The 19,924-nt window shown below is 60.5% G+C and carries 15 protein-coding genes and 1 pseudogene; 12 read left to right on the top strand and 4 right to left on the bottom strand.

Annotation, left to right across the window (positions count from 1 at the left end):
- Positions 1–32: 32 nt before the first annotated feature.
- The 3 genes from NKG59_RS00455 to NKG59_RS00465 are packed head-to-tail and all read right to left on the bottom strand — an operon-like array spanning position 33 to position 2,681.
- The gene (locus NKG59_RS00455) at positions 33–1,517 is read right to left on the bottom strand and encodes a hypothetical protein (RefSeq protein ID WP_253534266.1); all 1,485 of its coding nucleotides are present in this window, start codon (positions 1,515–1,517) and stop codon (positions 33–35) included.
- Positions 1,518–1,528: 11 nt separating this feature from the next.
- Complete coding sequence (locus NKG59_RS00460; protein WP_024978961.1) at positions 1,529–1,798, bottom strand: PAAR domain-containing protein; 270 nt, start codon at positions 1,796–1,798, stop codon at positions 1,529–1,531.
- A gap of 25 nt (positions 1,799–1,823) precedes the next feature.
- On the bottom strand, positions 1,824–2,681 hold the full coding sequence (locus NKG59_RS00465; protein WP_045203962.1) for a M15 family metallopeptidase: 858 nt from the start codon (positions 2,679–2,681) through the stop codon (positions 1,824–1,826).
- A gap of 261 nt (positions 2,682–2,942) precedes the next feature.
- Here NKG59_RS00465 and NKG59_RS00470 point away from each other — a divergent pair, with 261 nt between their 5' ends.
- The 12 genes and pseudogenes from NKG59_RS00470 (at position 2,943) to NKG59_RS00525 (ending at position 17,614) form a co-directional block, all read left to right on the top strand.
- A complete protein-coding gene (locus NKG59_RS00470; RefSeq protein ID WP_253534268.1) occupies positions 2,943–3,701 on the top strand; it encodes a hypothetical protein in 759 nt (252 codons plus the stop codon).
- 149 nt (positions 3,702–3,850) lie between these two features.
- Positions 3,851–7,129, top strand: a complete 3,279-nt coding sequence (locus NKG59_RS00475; RefSeq protein ID WP_253534270.1) for a type VI secretion system Vgr family protein — start codon at positions 3,851–3,853, stop codon at positions 7,127–7,129.
- A 5-nt stretch (positions 7,130–7,134) separates the two neighbouring features.
- Positions 7,135–10,146, top strand: a complete 3,012-nt coding sequence (locus NKG59_RS00480) for a phospholipase D-like domain-containing protein (protein ID WP_253534276.1) — start codon at positions 7,135–7,137, stop codon at positions 10,144–10,146.
- Between the two features lie 77 nt (positions 10,147–10,223).
- Positions 10,224–11,591, top strand: a complete 1,368-nt coding sequence (locus tag NKG59_RS00485) for a T6SS immunity protein Tli4 family protein (protein WP_315862587.1) — start codon at positions 10,224–10,226, stop codon at positions 11,589–11,591.
- Between the two features lie 94 nt (positions 11,592–11,685).
- The gene (locus tag NKG59_RS00490) at positions 11,686–11,913 is read left to right on the top strand and encodes a hypothetical protein (RefSeq protein WP_253534280.1); all 228 of its coding nucleotides are present in this window, start codon (positions 11,686–11,688) and stop codon (positions 11,911–11,913) included.
- A gap of 78 nt (positions 11,914–11,991) precedes the next feature.
- Positions 11,992–12,693 carry a DUF3304 domain-containing protein gene (locus NKG59_RS00495; RefSeq protein WP_253534282.1) on the top strand — a complete coding sequence of 234 codons (702 nt, stop codon included), beginning with the start codon at positions 11,992–11,994 and terminating at the stop codon, positions 12,691–12,693.
- Between the two features lie 70 nt (positions 12,694–12,763).
- Positions 12,764–13,243: a hypothetical protein gene (locus NKG59_RS00500; protein WP_253534284.1), complete on the top strand. Its 480-nt coding sequence runs from the start codon at positions 12,764–12,766 to the stop codon at positions 13,241–13,243.
- Between the two features lie 2 nt (positions 13,244–13,245).
- Positions 13,246–14,163, top strand: a complete 918-nt coding sequence (locus NKG59_RS00505) for a hypothetical protein (RefSeq protein WP_253534286.1) — start codon at positions 13,246–13,248, stop codon at positions 14,161–14,163.
- 112 nt (positions 14,164–14,275) lie between these two features.
- Positions 14,276–15,691, top strand: a complete 1,416-nt coding sequence (locus NKG59_RS00510; protein WP_253534287.1) for a T6SS immunity protein Tli4 family protein — start codon at positions 14,276–14,278, stop codon at positions 15,689–15,691.
- A gap of 220 nt (positions 15,692–15,911) precedes the next feature.
- A pseudogene (locus NKG59_RS26375) lies at positions 15,912–15,974 on the top strand (hypothetical protein); the annotation flags it as partial.
- Between the two features lie 113 nt (positions 15,975–16,087).
- Positions 16,088–16,627, top strand: coding sequence for a hypothetical protein (locus NKG59_RS00520; RefSeq protein ID WP_253534288.1), 540 nt, complete (start codon positions 16,088–16,090; stop codon positions 16,625–16,627).
- 162 nt (positions 16,628–16,789) lie between these two features.
- The gene (locus NKG59_RS00525) at positions 16,790–17,614 is read left to right on the top strand and encodes a hypothetical protein (RefSeq protein ID WP_253534289.1); all 825 of its coding nucleotides are present in this window, start codon (positions 16,790–16,792) and stop codon (positions 17,612–17,614) included.
- Between the two features lie 112 nt (positions 17,615–17,726).
- Here the strand turns inward: NKG59_RS00525 and fliD are convergent, their stop codons facing one another.
- Positions 17,727–19,763 (bottom strand): flagellar filament capping protein FliD, encoded by a 2,037-nt coding sequence (gene fliD, locus NKG59_RS00530; RefSeq protein WP_253534290.1) that lies wholly within the window; start codon positions 19,761–19,763, stop codon positions 17,727–17,729.
- Between the last annotated feature and the right edge of the window lie 161 nt (positions 19,764–19,924).

A 19,924-nucleotide genomic window follows, 5' to 3' on the forward strand; every position in this document is an offset into this window, starting at 1 on the left:
AGACAGAATCGGAATCGAAATCAGGAACGAGGTCACGTCAGGCTGGGCACCACCGCGATGGCGCCGCGCTGCTGGATGTCGTTGGCGGTAATGGCCAGCACCGGCTTGCCGGTCTGCTGGCTCAACTGGTGCGCCACCACCACCGAGAGCAGCGGGCCCGCAGCGCCCACATAGCCGCAGGGCGTGCCAATCGGCAGCAGATCTGCCGCCAGGTCCAGCGCTGGAAAACGTTCGGAAAACACGCGTGCCACTTCGACTGTGCGCACGGGGTGCATGCCGGTGTCTGAGACAACGCCGGCAATGGTGATGGGGTCGGCAGCCGACTCGCCCTCGGCGGTATCTGCCTTTTCAGCGGGCGCAACGTCCTGCTTAGCCTTGACCGGTGTGGCGGCCAAGGTATCGAGCACGTGGCCCACGGCATCGCCCAGCGCCTGCAGTTGCGGCTGGCCGCGATCCGGCGTCGGCGATTCAAGGCGCGCCACGCCGGCGCGCGTGATCGTGAACGACTCCGTTGCAGCGGCTTCGCCTTCCAGCGCAGGCGGCAGCAGGCTCTGCGCCATGGCAGGCGCGCACAGCAGCACGCCCGCAGCGGCTTCGCCCGGCACGCGGCCGTGTTGGCGATTGGCTTCGAACAATTGCTCGTGCTGCATCAGTTGCTCAACAGCGCTTGGGCCGACCAGCGAATCCGCCACCACCACCATGCGCAGCACGCGCTCGTCGCTGCTGCGGTTCACGCCTTGCGTGGCGCGATCGAGCAGCAGCAGCGCATCGGCATCGCCCTTGGCTGCGATGGGCTCCAGCGTCAGTCGGTCGGCGGGCCAGATCAACGCGATGCGTTGGCGCAGCCAGCCGTCGGCGGCGGCTTGATGCTGCGGTGTCCAGTCGCGCGGGAGCAGGGCGGTGATGATCAGTCGCGTGGTTTCCGGCGCGGTCGTTTCCGGAACCTGCGCAACGGCGTGTGCCGCCAGCTCTTCGGCCACTTGGCCAGCAAGCGAGAGGGCGCGCAGGCGTTCGTCCAGCCAGTCGACGTCGGGGTGATGCTCGGCCAGTTCGGCGCGCAGGTCTTCGATGTCGATGCCTTCCACTTGCGCTGCAAAGATCGGCTGGCCGAAGCCTTGGACATCGGTCAGGCTCGGTTGCGTGTTGGCTTGCACTGCGTCCACCACCGATGCCGCATCGCTGCCTGCAGGTGCGCGCAGGGCGCTGGCCAGCAGCACGGCGCGCCATTGGCGCGTGGCGTCTTGCGGGTCGGCGGCTTTGGCGTCGGTGCCTGCAGTGGCCGGCGAGGCGGCTGCCAGCTCGCGGCCCGCGACCACATTGGAGCGAATGCCATCCAGCGCGCGCTTGATGACCCAATAGCCGACGATCATGCCCACCGGCAGCAACAGCAGGTAGGTGAGGATGTCGGCGGTGGTCGGCATGCGATTGGCGGATTGCCACCACACGATGACGGCAATCCACACCACCACGAAGACAGCGAGCAGCGTCAGCCCGGACCGGAAGAGTCTTGCAACCATGTCGTGCGCGTTCAGATGCTGCCGGTGTTGCCCTGGCTGGACAGGAGCGTGGCGCCGCAGGCGGTCTTGTCGCCATGGCGCGCCGCCTGCTTGCCGTCGATGATGACGTTGGGGTCGCCCGTCACGATGACGGTCGTGCCGCCGTGGCCGTTCCGCGGGCAGGTCACCTTGTCGCCCACGCAGGCGATGCCCTTGCCGCCGGTGCTTGTGTTGCCCGATGCGGTGATCACCACGCCGCCGTGGTCGGTCTTGTCACCCAGCAGGATGAAGGGCCGTGTCATTGCATGCTCCCCATGTGTCCTATCGTCATTGCCTTGGTGCTGGCTGCTTGCCGAGCACGCCCTTGCGGCGCAGCTCGACGTGGCCCAGATCCATCATCTTCCAGCGGCCGCCCCACACAAGGCCGACCGATTCCGCCGTCTGGCCGTACAGCTCGTAGCCGCGCATTGCCCACGGGTCTTTCTCGCTGATGACCAGCTTGCCGTCGCGGAAGAACGCGCTGTCCGCCGCCAGACCGTACTGGTGATAGCTCTGGAACGCCGTGGCCTGCGTGACATTGCTGCCCATTGCCGCCAGCTTCACTTGCCGCTCGGGGCTTCGGTAGCCTTCGAGCAGCGCCATCTCGTATCCGTGTTCGTCGCGCATGATCTTGTAGACAAGCAGCAAACGCTGGCGGAAATCCGCGTCGAGCAGGTTCCAGTCGCGGCTCGCATCGCGGATGGCCGGCCGGATCTGCTCGACTTCACGCGTGGTGAACACCTCGGGCGGCAAGGGCGGCGGCGGGATGAGCCGTTCGCCATTGAGCAGCGCCGAGATGTGCGGATCCGGTTCGCGCACCTGGTCGTCATCGAACTCGAACGACTGCTGCTCGCGCAGCGCCAGCGCCAGCATGGGCGGCACCGACAGCACACCCAGTGCACCGAGCAGCAACATCCGCCGCCGCACCACGAACTGCTTGAACGCCGATACCCCTGAGGTTGCGTTGTCCACCGACTCGCGCAACGACCCTGCCGAGCGCGCACCCACCACCGCAGCCCCCGTGCTCAAGCGCCGCCACTGAGCACGCAGTAACGCCGCGCAGCGCTGCCGTACCGACGGCAGCAGCAGCACGGCAGCCACCACCACCATGGCAACGAAGTAGAGAACAAGAGCTAGAAAAACCATACCGACCTGCGGAGCGTGGGCGCCTACGTCAATTCATCCAGATTTATATCTGTATTTAGAACTCTAAATTATTAATAAACGGTAATAATCGGGCGCTCGCTACGCAGAAATATTAAGAAACGATAAAAAAAATACCGCAACCTACGTCAATCATTTGTCTTTCAGCAAGGCCAGACTTAGAATCAGCAGCCACCACCGGAATCGGCGGTTGTTTGTAATCCATACGTTCGCCGCGCATTCTATTTCAATTCTGGACCCGTGATGAGTAATAACGGCGATTTGAAACAAGAAGGGCCCCCAACGCTCTTCAATTCTGAATCCGAGACCGATGAGGCCGGGCATACGCGCATTCTGGCGAGCCTGGAAGGCCGCGTCGCGGCCAGCGGCAAGGGGCCGAAAAAGTCGGGGCAGCGCTATGGCGTTGCAGCGGCGGTTGTCGTGCTCGCCGCCGGTATTGGCGCATGGATCATGCTGAATCCGAGCGGCGAATCCGCGCCCGCCCAGGTGGCAGAACAACCCGCGCCCGCGGCCGCTCAATCGCCGGCAGCCACGCAGGCAGCGGCCCCGGAAGCCGCTCACACGGCCGCAGCGGCGCCTGTCGCTTCCGCAAGCGAGCCCGTGGCGGAAGTGCAGGCCGCCACCATCGTCAACGTTCCGCCGGGCGAAGAGCACGCGAGCGAGAAGGGCGATAACGCGTCGGTTGCCAGCGCGCCCGTCAAGGAGGCGCATGATGAGGCGCCGGCCGCGCATTCCGTGGCGGCAAAGTCTGCCAGCCCCACGGCGGATACCGACGAAGGCAAGACGGCAACCGCCAAGCTGGTGGCCAAATCGACCAATACGCCATTTAAGGCGCTGCAGCAGCCAACAAAGCCCAAGGCGCACTCAACTGCCAAAGCCGGCAAGAACCGAAAGGGCACATTGGCGCCTGATGATCCTGACGCTGATCTGCTGGCCGCTTTGCTTGCGCCGCAGAATGCTGCCAATAAGCCCGCCAATTCACCCACTTACAAAGGGCAATAGCCGCCCGACTGCCCGGTTGGTTTTTTTTACAACCGGGTAATTGAGCGGAGGCGGGTGCGATGCTCGACATTGCGCTGCCTCGTAAATGCCCGCGCTGGTTTCACGAAATCGCCCCGTGATACGCCAGGCGTTGCAGCACCGGACAGCGAATGGACGCCACGACCCTTCTTCAGAACCTCTTTGCACCCACACGCCGCCTATACACGCTGGAGGGGGACGGGGCGCTCGCGGACCTTGCGGTGGAAGCCTGGCTCGGGCGGGAGGCGCTGTCCGAGCTGTTTGAATGGCGCGTGGTGGCCGTCAGCGCCAATGCGCGCATCGCGCTCAAATCGCTGCTGGGCCAGCGCGTTACGTTGGTCACGACGCTGGCCGACGGGACGCAGACCAAGCGTACAGGCCTGATCCGGCTGGCTGAGAAGCTCGGCGCGGATGGCAGCCTCACACGCTATCGCCTGACCGTGGTGCCCTGGTTCTGGCTGACCACGCAGCAGCGCCATAGCCAGGTGTTCCAGAACCGGCCCCTGCCGGACATCATTGAACAGATGTTGTCGCCGTACGAGCCGTACGCCTCGTGGCGCTACGCGGCGGGTGCCGAAGCGCGCATGAGCGATTTCGGTACACGCGCGCACATCGCCCAGTTTCGCGAGACCGACTATCACTTTGTCACGCGCCTGCTGGCCGAGGCAGGGCTCGGCTTCACCACGGTGGAAGACGATCAGGCGCATGGCGGCCACACGCTCGTGATCTTTGCCGACAGCGCACAACTGCAGGAAGACGCGGAATCGGCAGCGGCGGGCGGTATCCGCTTCCACCGCGCACACAGCTTGGAAGAGCGCGACGCGATCCAGCAACTCGCTTGCCATAGCCGCACCACCGTAAGTGGCGTGGCGGTGGCCGCGTGGGACCCGGAAGGCAAGCAGAACGCTCGCGCCCATGCGCCCGCACGCTTCGCCACCAGCGCGGGCAGCCCGGATGCGTATCTGTCGATCAGTCCTTCGCTGGCCCCCGACTCCGCCAATGCCCAGCGCATTGCCGAACAGGTCATGGAAAGCCTGGAGGCGCGTGCGCTGCTGTTTTCAGGGCGCGGCACCGTGCGCACGCTGCGCAGCGGCACGCGCCTGCAGGTGGTGGATTGCCCGCACATGCCGCAAGACGTGGAAGGCGCCTATCCGCTGTTGATGGATCTGGTCGAGCACTGCGGCATCAACAACCTGACCGTCGATACGCACAACGCGCTCAGCCAGCGTTTGGGCGGGCTCGACGCCGCGCTGGAATTCGATACGCCGCCCAGCGCGCCGGAGTCCGGCCCCGGCGTCTTCGGTTTCCAGGAAGCAGAAGGCTCCGTCGAGCGCAACGCCCCGACTGGCGATCTGCTCAAAGCCGCACGCACGCATGGCTACGCCGGAATGTTCCGCGCCAGCGATGCACGTCGGCCGTGGCGCCCGGCCGTGACAGAGCCTGATTGCGGCCGCCTCTACGCCGCGCCCACCGCGCAGGGCGTGCACAGCGCCATCGTGGTCGGCCCCGACGGCCAGACGCAGGCTGGCGGAGACGGCGAGCACCACGCCACCCCCGCAGGTGAAATCCGCGTGCGCTTCCCTTGGCAACAAGGCGAGCGTGCGGATGACCGCAGCAGCCGCTGGGTGCGCGTCGCGCAGCGGCAGGCCGGTTCCGGCATGGGCTGGCAATGGCTGCCGCGTATCGGGCAGGAAGTGCTCGTCAAGTTCAGCGAAGACGACATCGACCAGCCGGTCGTGATCGGCTCGTTGTACAACGGTCAGGGGGAAGCAGGCATTGCGCCCACGCCGGGCGGGCAGGGCGCATCTGACCAAAGCGACAGCACGGCCCTCTACAAGCAAGGCAGCGACAGCGCTGCGAGCGCGCAAGGCAACGTGGCCGGCGGCCACAGCCCCGCCTGGCACGGCATGGGCACGGAGGCCGAAGGCCACCGTAACGCCGCCGCCCACACCGGCTTCAAGAGCGCGGAACACGGCGGCAGTGGCTACAACCACCTCGTTTTTGACGACAGCGACGGCCAGTTGCGCACGCAGCTCGCCACCACGCAGCAATTCAGCCAGCTCAACCTCGGCCATCTCGTCCATCAACAAGACAACCGGCGCGGCAGCTTCCGTGGCCAGGGCTTCGAGTTGCGCACCGATGGCCACGCCGCTGTGCGCGGCCAGGCTGGCCTGCTACTAACCACCTACCGCGATGCCAGCAACGGCAAAGCCGTGCCCACCGGCGACAACGCGGCAGGCATTGCGCTGATCAAGCAAGCCAAGGAATTGACGTCATCGCTGGGCCAAGGCGCGGTCACGCATCAGACGGCCGCACTCGACACCGCCAAGAACGACGATGCCCCGCTTGCCAAGCAAGCCAAGGCGGTGGCCGGCATGGTCGACGGCAAGGCACTCGACGCCGCCAAGCAGGACGCCAGCGCCGGCAACACCGCCACGCAAGGCAAGGTACCGCATCAGAGCGAAGCCATCGCGCACCTGGCGGGCCGCGCGGGCCTTGTGATGGTGGCCGGGCAAGACCTGCAGCTCACCAATGGAGAGAGCATCGCGCTGGGCAGCGGCCAGGACACCAATCTCGCCATCGGCAAGCAGGCACGGATGCACGCTGGTCAGGCGATCGGCGTAGCGGCAGGTCTGTCGAAAGCTGGCGACAACAACATCGGCCTGCAACTGACGGCCGGGCAAGACAACATCGACGTGCAAGCCCAGCACGACGTGCTCAAGCTGATGGCCAAGCAGGACCTGAAGCTGGTGTCGGCCAATATGAATGTGGATTTTGCGGCGGCCAAGCGCATTCGCATCGCCACGGCCGGCGGGGCGTCGATCACGCTCGAAGGTGGGAACATCACCGTGGAGTGTGCGGGGCCGATTACGTATAAGGCGGCGCAGCGGGTGTTTGAGGGGCCGGTCAGTGCCGACTATCCCTTGCCTGTATTCCCCGTGTCAGCGATCCCGTACAAGCCCATGGAATTCAGCATGAAGCTTGCCAATACTCCTGGCCTTGGGGGGCACGCCATTGCTCACGCGCCATGGAAGATCGCAACTGGGGATGCGCCTGAAGGGCTCGGGTTGATTGCTGACGAGCATCTCGTTGCACAAGGCGTGACTGATCAGGATGGCCATCTGAATCTGACGAGCGAACAGCACGAGGCCTTGGCACGAGCCTACAGCAGCAACCCCGGCAGCACGTGGCTGGTGTATCCGGGGCAAACCGTTCGAATCAACGTGGCAGAACAGCAGGACGATTGGACGGAGCAAGACGCAGCGCGGCACGCACTGAATGCCGGTGACTTCAGCGCTGAGTTGCCCGCCACGATGACGAGCGATCAAACCCAGCATCACCTGAGCTATGCGCGGCAAGCGTTCGACGCTGATTCTGCCAAGCAGATCTACGAAAAACTCACCAAGTAAGTCAGATGGGCGCACCTGAAAAGCAGATCCACCAGATTGTCGGGAAAGACGGAAAGCCAGCAAAGACCGCTGCCTCGGCTCCGGGTTGCTTCCTTCAAGGGGACGAGTTTTTCTCGAAGGCGAGGAAAGGCAACGCCGTTCACTACTATCCGACAGGCGCAGAGTATTTCGAGCAGGTTGCGAGTGCGATCGAGAATGCCAAAACCTGCGTCTTCATTGCAGGGTGGCAGGTGAACTTTGACGTGGTGCTCACGGGAAAGAAGACGCTTTGGACATGTTTGCGCACGGCCACCCAGCAAGGAGCCATTGTCTATGTGATGCCATGGATGTCGCCAAAGGCGGGGGTCGATACAGGCGACTTTGAAACCGCACTGGCCATTCTCCAACTCAATTCTGGTCTTCCTTCACCTCGCGCGTTTGTATTGCCTGCGGTATCGCAGTGTGATCAAGCCGGCGGTCTGGGCATTGCGTTTTCGCATCACCAGAAACAGGTCGTGATCGACAACAATGTCGCTTTTGTGGGCGGGATTGATCTGGCGTATGGCCGGCGAGACGACGGTCGCTTCCTGCTGACGTCGGAGGGACGAAAAGGAAGTGAGCTCTATAACAGCTGTGTACCTGCAATCCACTCGCTTTCCAAAAGTGAGCAAGTCGACTATCTGACGCGAGCCGAACTTGTCGCCGCCTGCTTTGACAACAAGCTTGGGAGCGTTGCGCAGTTCATTCTTTCCGCACCTATGAAGCAATTGGCGGTACCCATGGATATGTGGAACGCCGCGAGTGATCACGTTAAGGACACGCAGAAAGAAGTCTCTGACTGGTGGAATACTGTCGACCTAGTACCGGACTTTGTTCACAAAGCCCGCGAGGCTGTTGTCGATGCTGGCCAGAATGCAGTTACCGGGACCGCTAAATGGGCGTATCACCAACTCGACGAAGGCACGCGAGCGAAGATCAGGAAACTGCGCGAGTTCGGTAGTGCCCAAGTACAAGACAAGGCTACGGCGTTGCTGGCGTGGCTGAACGGCGCAAGTTTGGCAAATCTGCCACCGCATCTGTTGGAGGAGACTGCCGACGCGATTCAGGCATTCGCTATTCGTGTTGTGCTTGCTTTGCAGGCACAGGGCGCCACACGCGAAGCGCCGTACGAGAACTTGGTCAAGCTAGGCAAGCTGTTGCCAGTAGGCGCCAAGAGTGTCGATCCCGAGAAGCAGCCGCGGATGCCGTGGCATGACGTTCACAGCCGCCTAGAGGGCCCATCCGTTTACGATTTGAGCCGCAACTTCGTGCGTCGATGGAATGGTGTGGCCAAGCAGTATGAAATGAGCGATCGGGCTACAGTCGAAGTTTTGCTGAAGAAGATGGGCATCAATAAGCCACTGAAAGCGCCTCGTATTGCAGTTGAGCACCGACCGAAAACGCCCCCCGAGAAACAAGGGGAATCCGCGGGCATGCCGGGAAAGTGTTGGGTCCAGCTATTGCGCAGCGCTCCACTGAAAATGCGAAAGGCGGAAGCCCTGGGCGAAGGTGAGCAAGCGGTACCCACTACCCGCGAAAGCGGATGCCTTAGCGCGATGCTCAGGGCAATTCATGGGGCAGTTCACTTCGTGTACATCGAAGGCCAGTTCTTCCAGTCTGAACACGGCGACGAGATCATTGGCGATGATGAGGCGGCCGGAAATGTACCAGGCGGCCGGTCGGGCCCAATGCGGGCATTGCTTGATCTGCGGGGATCCCCCGGGTATGCGAAGTACGCCAAGCAACTTGGCATCGATGGCGTTCCGCCCTCCAAGATGTTGGGGCGCTTGCGCTGGAGCCAGATTGATTCGGTTCGCAGCGACCTGAAGGGCGGAGGTGCTGACTTCGTCAATGACGTGATGAAGGTGGTGGGCAACCAAGGCACGATCGCAGGTTTTGCCGCGTTGGGGCCGGCGCAGAAGACGCTGCTAAACCCGATTGGCAAGGCGCTGGGGGATCGTATTGCCCGAGCTATTAGAGACGACCTGCCGTTTCATGCGTACCTCTTGTTGCCTGTGCACCCAGAGGGAACCCTCGACACGTTGAACATCATGACGCAACTGCATTTGACGATGCAGTCGCTGGTGTTTGGTTCTGACAGTCTCGTTAACCGGGTCCGGCGAGCCCTGTTGGCCAAGCAGTATGTGAAGGAGCGGAAGATTTCTTGGAAAGAAGCGGTGGCGGCTGCAGAGAACGTAAAAGTCACAAAGCTGATCGACGAAATTGAAGACAACTGGCAACCCTACCTCACCTTACTTAACTTGCGGAATTGGGACACGTTAGGCGGTCGCCATGTTACGGAGCAGATCTATATTCACAGCAAGCTGCTCATCGCAGATGACCGGACCGTGGTACTGGGTAGCGCCAATATCAATGACCGGAGCCAGATGGGAGACCGTGATTCGGAATTGGCGGTCATCATGCATGACGATGCGCCAGTGTCGGTGCTCCTGGATGGAAAGAATATGCAGCGGGTAGGCGCGTCTGCGCACAATCTGCGAAAGGCTTTGTGGCGCAAGCACTTTGGCCTGATGGGGGGCTCGGCACCTGCTACTGCGTTGGGAGCCATGTTGGAGCAACCTGCTGCCCCTCGCACCTGGAGCGCGATACAAAAGACGGCTGCCGACAATGCGCTTGCGTACCAAAAGGCGTTTCAGTTTCTTCCGAAGTTTGACGATCGGAGTTCTATATGGCCTACATGGGATTCCACAGCGGGCAAACTCAAAGGCTATATGCCTTTCAACGAGCGTTTTTGGAGCGATCCTGGACCGAGAGCAGAGTCATTCACTTGGGATGCCAAGCAGCTGTCGCCTGAGCATGCCCCGACAGGTGTGCGAGGATTCATCGTGGCACTGCCTACCAAGTGGACCCTGGGCGAGGACAACAACTCCGGGATGAACCTGACAACACTGGCAGACGTTGGCCCCGAAGGCGGTCTGGATATGTCGCAGCAAACCGCTGCGTTATCCCCCGACCAGTCCGATCAGATGAGTACCTAAAGACAAAACATATAGGAAGCATGTTGATGCAGTATCGATCCTCTCTAGACGGTCTAAGGCGACTAACGGTCTGCATCGTGACCGTTCTCCTGGCCGCGTGCGGTCGGGGTGGCCATGCGGAGGAACCAACCCCCAAAGAGGTGGAGGTCACGGGCCGTTTGGGGGAGCGGGTACGAATACCCAATCCGAGCAACGCCGAGCGGCTTGAGGCCACAGCTCCCGGCTATGCCACGCCAGCAGAAAGTCGCTCCGAATGTCTGGGTCGATTGATGTTCGATGTCCCGCGCAATCTCGGTTTTGAGTGGGCAATCGCGTCGGCTTCCTCAAAGCAAGGGCCTTACGAGCAGTTGTTTCAGTATTTCGACAACGGTACCGGACGTGGTCAGATAGAGATCGAAACACCGGAGTTGCGGACGACCTTTGCTGTGTACGGCCCCGTTACACCCGCGTTGCGCGAAGAATTTTTGAACTATCGCGCAGAGATGAATGCGGCAAAACTTCGCGGAAGGCAACGTTCCTTGAAACGTCAGGAAGAAGATGAGGACCTTTATAGAAAAAGCCCTGAGCTTCTTGGCCCGAACACCAAGCAGAACTTGGCTGACAGTCGACGGAAGATTGAGCAAGACATTGCTGATCTGAAAGCGGATCGCTACCGGAAGGCCGTTGACCTTGGGAGGCCAGATAGCGCCGCCTTCCGTTCTGACACGCGCACGCAAGGTGCTTCATATCTGCGGGGTTCGATTGTTCTTGGCAAGTATCTCGTTGCATTCGAGTCGATGCTGCTCGCCGACATCCCGACGTATGAATACCCTACCGAAGCACAATGGACCACCGCCGAAAATGCTCTGCGCAAGCTGATCGGCCAGCTTCAGGCACGAGAGCTGTACGAAATCCCGAAGGAGCGTGGTTTCTGCCTGCCTTACGTCTTCCTGCGTGACGACGGTACCTACGGGAACGAGATTTCCTCGTCGTTCCGGTTTGCTGACAGGCCGGCCGTGATCTACCAGCTCAACTTCTCGGCAATTCCTGCAGGAACGCCGTCGCCCACATCGCTGATCAACGCAACAGGCCGCTCCATGGCCGCCTTGGGCGACCGTTCGCCTGCCGGAATGAAAGTGACCCAGCGGCTTGGCCCCCGCCCAGTGAAGATCGGTGCGCTGACTTCCGTGCAAGGCGGCATCGTTGTCGAAGCTCAACGACCCGACCAAAGCACACGTGAGGGTTACCACGTCTATGCCGGCAATGCCGGGTGGTCGGGCTCGCAAATTCTGCCGACGATCGAGGTCGTGATGGAGTCGGCCAGCCGCAATGCGCATCCCCGGCTAAATGCCGATGCGCCTCCGTATGCCGAAGCGCGGCCGAGGTTCGACGCGCTGCTCAAGAGCATTCGCCTGCGCCCAACGTCACCGCCGATGCCTGAGTTGGAGCAGGTGGTAAAGCAGTAGTCCAGCTGCGGAAGTGCAGCAACCCAAAATCAAAATCTCTCTCGGATCAACGATGTACAGGAAATTGGTAGTAGCCCTCCTAACCACCGCCTGGATGAGCGCAGGCATCTGCGCCCAGCACGCCTCGACCGTGCCGGCACCGGGTAATGCCCCGCAAAGCGGAATCAAGAAAGCTGTGCACGCCAAGAAGCACGGCAAGAAGGCCAAGGTCGCCCGTTCGCGCAGGAACACCCCAGTCGCCCGTGACGGCGACGCTGAAGTGCTCGCCCAGGTGCTGGGTTCGGATAATAAAAATCCGTTGTGGGGAAAGCCGCAGCAGTAATAGCGGTTTGTATTCGGATGAGCGACGCGGTGCCGCCTGAGGCAGAACCTTGACCGCACCGGTCCGCAAAGAAACGCAATGAAAACCTGGAGATGCCTCGGCGCAGCGGCCATTGCCTCAACGGCGTTTTGCGTATTGATTGCCTGCACCACGAAGGCTGCACCAACGGATGACGAGGTAGCGGCCAGCATCACTTCGTACAACCACACTCCCGACTATATCCACCAGTTCTACGTGGATGGAACCTGGGGGGGCAACTCGTTTGCTTATGGCGGCGGTGGGAGTTTCGTCTGTTGCATCGTGTACCCGAGAATCTGGCGCCCAGGCTTAACCGCTACGGTGAAATGGACCACATCCAGTTCTGACCCAAACGCGACCGGCGATGCAGTGAAGCCGCATTGGCACGAGGCTGTCGTTCGCATTGAGAAATATGTGGAGGCAGGCAAGTTAGACGTGCATTTCCTGCCAGGAGGAAAGGTTCGCCTCATCATTTCAAGCAAGGTGGCTGGCCACCCGGAATATCCTGGGCCAGCCTATCCTGTTAAGCCGGCAGATTTCCATTTTGAGCCAAGCCGACGTGCAGCGCGTGAGGCTGAACAGCGCGCCCGAGCGCAGGCGGCGGGAAGGGCCCGGCTTCAAGAGGAGATGCGTGCGTTGAAGGATGCACCGCCACCTCCTCAAGTGCCGGCAGAGCCGATACCACTTTTGCCCGACGAGGTCGTGCCCGGTGTGAAGCGAGACGCGACGACACCGCCTGGCTACCACCATATCCAAGGGTGATTCATATACCTCAGTACACTCGGCCGCCGTCGGAATCGGACAACCAATATCTCTTGCTGAACGGTCTTCTTTGCGTCTCAACACGACAGGTTGCGTGCGCTGCATAGCGACAGCGTTAGCGTTTTTCGTTGCGGCCCAGCACCTCGCATCGGCAGCCGACGCCATTGCGATTTCGCTCGATCAAGACATCAAAGCCACGGTTGAAGTCAGAGGCAGCGACGTTCACTACGAGTTGCGAACTGCGAGCGGCGTTCGCAGTGCAACAATCCCCACCGAGACTGAAAAGGCAATCCACCTAGAAACTGCCGACTACGATTTCAGTGGACGACAGGGCTTCGCGTTCTGGTCGATTGACGAGGGGCAGGGCGTTTACAAAATCTATCGAGTTTTCACCTTCTCACGAAAGCGGAACGATTTCGTTGAACGCCATCCCCATTGTGGCGATGCGTTCCTCAACCTTCGAGTAGACGGGCAACGCAAACAACTGATCAGCACGTTCTTCGAGAACAACATTCCCAAGTCATGCGTAACACGACTGCGTCCGGATTGAAGATGCTTCGCTACGCTTTGCTTGCGTATGTATTTGCTACGGCGTTTCCGGCCTTGGCAGACGGCCCGTTGACGATTCCCCGAAGCGAACAAGCCACTGACGGCTACTTGAGCACGGCGTTGCTGCTCAAGCCATGCCTGGATATTCATGAATGGTCGCCCGAGCCGAACGACGATCTTCTAAAGCAGGTCGCAGATGCGCGAAAGGGGCTGCCCCCCGAGACGGGTGATTCGCCGGCTCTGGTGGAGAAGTTGTTCAAAGCGAGATTCCTGCAGTACGCCTCGATTGCGGTGGTAAGCGATCCATGGAATCTTGATGCAAAGATCCGTGCGCAGAGTGACGCCATGGGCCGATGCAAGAACACAGGATGCCTCGACCGCGAGTTGGATGCAGCGATTGCCGCCTTGTCGGCGGTGTACCTGAATTCCCATCCGGAATGGCCCAATGGAACAGGGCTATGCGTTTCGAAAGCCGTCGACGTGGCGGCGGCCAAGGTGCGTGCATTGCTGGGTGCCAAAGTTCAGAAAGACATTGTCGACACGTGCGCCCCAGAGTCGTTGTCCGTGCAAACCTGCCGGGGGTTGCAAGGCACACTCGTCTTTGCGGGATGCACGATGAGTGGCAATCAGGTGAACGCTCCAGAATGGCTTTTTCGCATCAGAGGCGCCAAACTTGAATCGCTACTTGCCATCGATGATGGGCCGTCTGGCATGTTGAAAACTACGTGCAATGGCATGCCAGATCTTATGACTGCGGCGCGTGTCAGCATGGGCGAGCATTACGTGACCTATTACCGCTACGACGGCACCCAGTACCAATCTGTGTATGGCTACACCGCGATGGGTATTGGCACCGATGACAACGGCAACGATTTGACGATCGCGCAAGGTGGGCTAGTTACACCGGTGGTTTGCCGGTAGCCCCTCAACTTGCGTACCTCGGACGGGCGGTCCGGATATGTCCTGGCAAACCGCTGCACAGTTCCTGAGCAGTCCGACCCTAAAAAAACGAACGCGAATAGGAAATGTATCGATGCAGTATCAATCCTCCCTATACGGCCTGCGGCGACTAACGATCTGCACCGTGACCGTTCTCCTGGCCGCGTACGGCCGGGGCGGGCATGCCGAGGAGCCCGCGCCAAAAGAGGTAGAGGTTACGAATCGCTTGGGTGAGCGAGTACGGATACCGAATCCGACCAAGGCTGACAGGCTTGAGGCCACAGCACCGGGCTATGTCACGCCGCCAGAAAGTCGGCTCGAATGCCTTGGCCGGTTGATGTTTGATGTCCCGCGCAGTTTAGATTTTGAATGGGCAATCGCGTCCAAATCTACGAAGCAGGGGCCTTACGAGCAACTGTTTCAGTACTTCGATAACGGTACTGGACGAGGCCGGATCGAGATCGAAACGTCGGAGTTACGGACCACCTTTGCTGTATACGGGCCTGTTACGCCTAAGTTACGTGAGGAGTTTCTGAACTATAGAGCGCGCATGAATGCCGCAACGCTGCGCGGAAAACTTGGCTCGTTGCAAAGCCAAGAAGAGGATGAGGACCTATATAAAAGAAGCCCAGAACTTCTTGGCCCAAATACTAAGCAAAATTTAGCAGACGGCCGAAGAAAAATCGAAAGAGACATCGCGGATCTCAAGGCAGATCGTTACCAGAAGGCTATTGATCTGGGGCGGCCAGATAGTGCAGCGTTCCGCTCTGATGAGCGAATACAGAGTGCGTCGTATCTGCGCGGTGCGATCGTGTTGGGTAACCACCTCGTTGCGTTCGAGTCGATGCTTCGTGGCCTCAAGAATGATGATGATCCAACTGAAGCGCAATGGACTGTCGCCGAAAACGCTCTCCGCAAGCTAATCGGCCAGCTTCAAGCGCGAGACCTCTACGAAATTCCCAAAGAGCGCGGCTTCTGTTTGCCATACGCCTTCCTGCGTGACGACGGTACCGATGGGAACGAGATTTCCTCGTCGTTCCGGTTTGCTGACAGCCCGGCGGTGACCTACCAGCTCAACTTCGCGGCAGTTCCTGCAGGAACGCCGTCGCCCACATCGTTGATCAACGGAGCAGGCCGCTCTATGGACGCCTTGGGCGATCGTGCACCTGCCGGAATGAAGGTGACCCAGCGGCTTGGCCCACGCCCAGTGAAGATCGGTGCGCTGACTTCCGTGCAAGGCGGCATCGTTGTTGAAGCTCAGCGCCCCGGCCAACCGGCGCGCGAGGGGTATCACGCCTATGCTGGCAATGCGGGTTGGTCGGGCTCGCAAATTCTACCGACGATCGAGGTCGTGATGGAGTCTGCCAGCCGCAATGCGCATCCCAGGCTGAATGCCGATGCACCTCCCTATGCCGAAGCGCGGCCGAGGTTCGACGCGCTACTCAAGAGCATTCGTCTGCGTCCCACGTCACCGCAGATGCCCGAGTTGGAGCACGTGGTGAAGCAGTAGTGCGCTCGGCGGTATCAGGAAACCAAATAAAAATTTCTCTCAGAGCGGGAGTTGCTGGAGAAGAAAGCCACAACAGTAGACAAGGAGCTTGCGGCCGCAGCCCACCTAGCACAGCACGGGCACGGAAGCCGAAGGCCACCGCAACGTCGCGGCCCACGCCGGCTTCGAGAGCGCGGAACATGCCGGCAGCGGTTACAACCGCCTCGTCTTTGATGCCAGCGTCGGTCAGTTGCGCATGCAGCTTGCCACCACGCAGCAATTCAGCCGTCTAACATTCCTGTAGGGTGTGCGGGATCGACTACGTATGAGACTGTGCAGCGGACGTTTGAGGGTGCCACGCGTATCGATCGCTTTCCCTAGGCGGTAATAAATTACTCAATCCACGGAGCGTGAACAATGAATCGCAATATTTCTAATGCAGCTTTTCTTGCGATTGCGCTTGTATTGCTGGCACTCTCGGACGCTTGGGCTCAACCGGAAAACAACCCCTGGGAACCGTCTCCTGTCGGAACTTGTGTCAAAGATTTCGAGAGATATTTAATTGGGGAACGGGAAAAAAATGAAGAGCTGGTTGTTTATCGTGAGAGAACGAAGATAAAGTCAGAGCAAAAGAAATATTTTTGGGTTTGGGATGGAACCCCGTCCAGAAATCCCTCAAGGCTGTTGTACGAGGTTCGGGGTAAGCGTGGCTGCGTGATACTTTTTATGCCGTGTGCGGATGCCACGGATTTCAAGATGGGGGGTGGTGGAAGTCTACCCGCTGTAGTTACATCCGAAACGCAGCCATTACCCAATTCGTTGGGAGGGTATGCGTCCATTGTGGTTACTTATTTTTTTGATAAAAATCTTGGTCGGTATGGGCGGGTTCCTTCGTTTTGTGAAAGAAAAACGAATGCGGGTGTGGCAGAAGTTGATTGCATGGGCGCGTTTGAATAATTTTAAAACAAAGGCCCCAATTCTCCGGCCATGCTTCGCAAACCCCGCACGATGATAGTTCGAACACGGCGCACGGTTTCGTGTCTTCTCGCAACGCTGGCCGCGCTTCTGGTCATGGGGTGCCAGCCTTCCTCCACCAGCAAGTCATCCAGCAAAATAGTGATGCCGCAAAGTATTGAGATTGAGATAGGCGAGTCGCCGCAGGCGCTCATTGGGCGCTATGGCAAGGCTGTGGATGTTGACAACAAGAACGAGCAGGCCTACGGCGTGACCTTCTATGGGGTGGATTGGCCCGACAGCTCACAAGGTACGGTCGTCATCAAGAACCAAAAGAGCGAGGTGCGTCTGGACACAGCCCTGGGCGTCTCGGGTTCGTTCGACAAGGCCCACGCTGAAGAAGGCATCTATGACTACAGCATCAGCTTGGGCATCTTCCCGCGAAACAACGTTACGCACGATCAGGCACGCCTGCAGTTCTACGAAATGCTCAAGCGTATCCAGCAGGCTGGCTGGAAGCGGTGGATATATCCGGAAAATCCGCGGTTGGCAGGTGCCGAGGCCGTTCGCTATCGGCTCGTAAAAGACCAAGGGGTGGATTCACTGGACCCGGAGTATGTGCCGGGCCTGGAAGACTGGATGAAACTCCCCGACATGACCTCGTGGCGCTTTTATCTCAACGGGGTCTACATGGACGTTCAGATGTCCAGAGACTCGACGCGCATGAAGGTGGATGAGCCGGGCGCGTACTTCGTCAAGATCAAGCTCGAGGGCTACGCCAACTTCTGGCGCAATGCGTTCAATGAGCAGGACCGCCCACACTGGCGTGACCTCTTTCCCGGCCTGCAACGCCAGATGCGTGCCGAGCGTGCCAGCTCCGAGCAAAAGCTGAATGCTCAGGGCTACAGCGTCGACACCAGCTACCACAACCCGGACGAGACGTCCGGTGATCAGCCCATCTCGCCGCCCGCGAAGACTGGCGCGAAATGATAGCTCGCCCAAGTGCTGGGTTCGGATAACAAGAACCCGTTGTGGGGAAAACCGCAGCAGTAACCAGGCAATTGGCCGCAGCGGATGCGCACTCAAGGTGCGGTCAGCGCGATCAGCCCGCCGTCCGCTGCTTCTGCAATAGCGCCAGCTGCGTCGTCAGGTAGTTGCTGGTGTTCGTCATGCTGGCCACCACCTTCGACAGCGCATTGAACTGCGCGTAATACAGCGCCTGCTTGGCATCGAGCTGCTTCTGCATCCGGTCGATCTGGGTGCCGAGCGAAGTGATCGAATTGTTGATGGCGTCGGTGGCGTTCTGCACCATGCCGTTGCTCGACAGCAAGTTGCCCGACACGGTGTGCAGTTGCGCCGCGTAGCCGCGCTGCACGGTGACGGTGCCGCGGTCGCCCAGCGCACCGCCAGTGACTTGCACCGTCAGACCATCCACAGCCGAGCCGCTGGCACCGTACAGGTTCTGGCCCGAACCCGTGGCGGCAGCGCCGTTGATGGTGCCTTGCACATCGCGCCCGCCGGTGGCCGTCGGGCTGCCGCCGAGCAGCGACGCCGCGCCATTGCCTGACACAGACACCGTCGATACCGATCCGTATTGCTTGTCGGTCAACGTCAGTACGCCGTTGGCATCGGCGCCGATGGCGACTTCCACCTTGGCCCTCTGCAGGTCGGGCGATGCGTTGATCTGGCTCTGGAGCTGCGCGGCCAGGCTCGACGGGGTATAGCTGCCCGCCGGCACCTTGATGTTGGTCGTAATGCCGCTGAGCGTGACCGACAGGCTGTCGTTCACGCCGCTCTGGATGGTCGTGTTGGCGGCCGCCGAGCCCTTCAGTGAGCCCTGCGTGGCCAGTTGTGTGACGTTGATGCCATAGCTGCCGGCCTGCGTGGTCGTTGAAAACGCTGAAACCTTCAGCAGTGAATCCGTCGCTGTGCCCGTGCCGGCAAACAGCGCCGCCACCTGGCCGGGCGATTTCTTCAGCGCGGCGGTCAGCTTGGGGTCGTCAATCGACAGCGTCCCTTCCTTGTCCATCGTCACGCCGATGCTGCCTAGCGACTGGAACGCGCCGTTGCCGATGCCCTGGCCCAGCACGTCGGTCAGCTGGTTGATCATCATCTTGGTGCTGACGTCGCCGGCCAGCGCGCCGTTGTTGGCGGCGTTGGCCGTGTCGAACTTGGTCAGCGCGTTGAGCTGGATGCGCAACGCGTTGTACGCCTTCACAAAATTGAGCACTGACTGGCTGGCCTGGCCGGCGTCGCTGCCGACCGTGACGGTCGTGCTGCCCGTCTTGGCCAGCGTGAACGACGTTCCGTCGACAACGTCCGTCAGCGTGTTGGTGGCGCTTTGCACGCTGATGCCGTTGACGGTGGCCATGGCGTTGCGGCCCGTGGCCACCTCGGTCATGTTCTGCGTGCCGGCCGGGTCGTGACTCAGCAGGGATTGCAGTGCAGGGTCGCCCGACACGGAAATCTTCATCTCCGAGTTGGCGCCGCCCGCGGTGGACGTCAGCACCAGCCGATAGGGCGAATTGCTGCCGTCGTTGACGATGCTGGCCGAGACGCCCACGTTGGCGCTGTTGATAGCGTCGCGAATGCCGGCGAGCGTGTTGTTCGACGGGTCGATGGTGATCGTGCCGCCAGCCTGGTTGCCGTTTTGCGTGAAGGTGGAGCCGGTGTATTTGCCGTCGGCAAAGCTGCCACCCGAGACGCTACCGAATGAAAACGTGAGGGTGGTGGGCGTGCCGCCGCCAATGGGCGTCTTGCTGGAGGCCTGCCCGTTGGCCGACAGCACCTGCGCCTGCGCAAGCTGCGTCACGTTGACTTGATACGTGCCCGCCGGCGCCGTGTTGGACAGCGAAGCCGTGAGGATTGAGGTGTCGTGTCCGCTAGCCTTGTTGCCGGTGAACGTGTCCGGATTGTTCAGGGCCGCCATCGCCGTCTGGAAGGTCGCCAGCGCGCTTTTGAGCGAGCCGACCGCCGACAACTGCGTCTGAAAAGCCTTCTGCTGCGTCTGCCGCAGCGTCATGCCCTTGCTTTCCGCCTGGATCAGCTTCGTCACAAGGCTGTTGACGTCGATGTTCGTACCGATGCCCGGAACCGAGATCGGCGGAATGTAGTTGTTGCTTGTGGACGAAGTGGCCATGTCGGATGCGCGCAAACGCTTTCTTCACAATCTCCACAATGTGACGGCAGCGCTGCCCGGTTCTTTAGGGCAAACCCTGCTCGGGCAGGCATTTTCTGCCGGTTTGCTCAGGAAAGCGAAAGAATTGCCGGCGCCACACCAAGCGGCGCACCGCGCTGACG

Source organism: Ralstonia chuxiongensis (genome assembly GCF_024158925.1).
In the GTDB taxonomy this organism is placed as follows: Bacteria; Pseudomonadota; Gammaproteobacteria; order Burkholderiales; family Burkholderiaceae; genus Ralstonia; species Ralstonia chuxiongensis.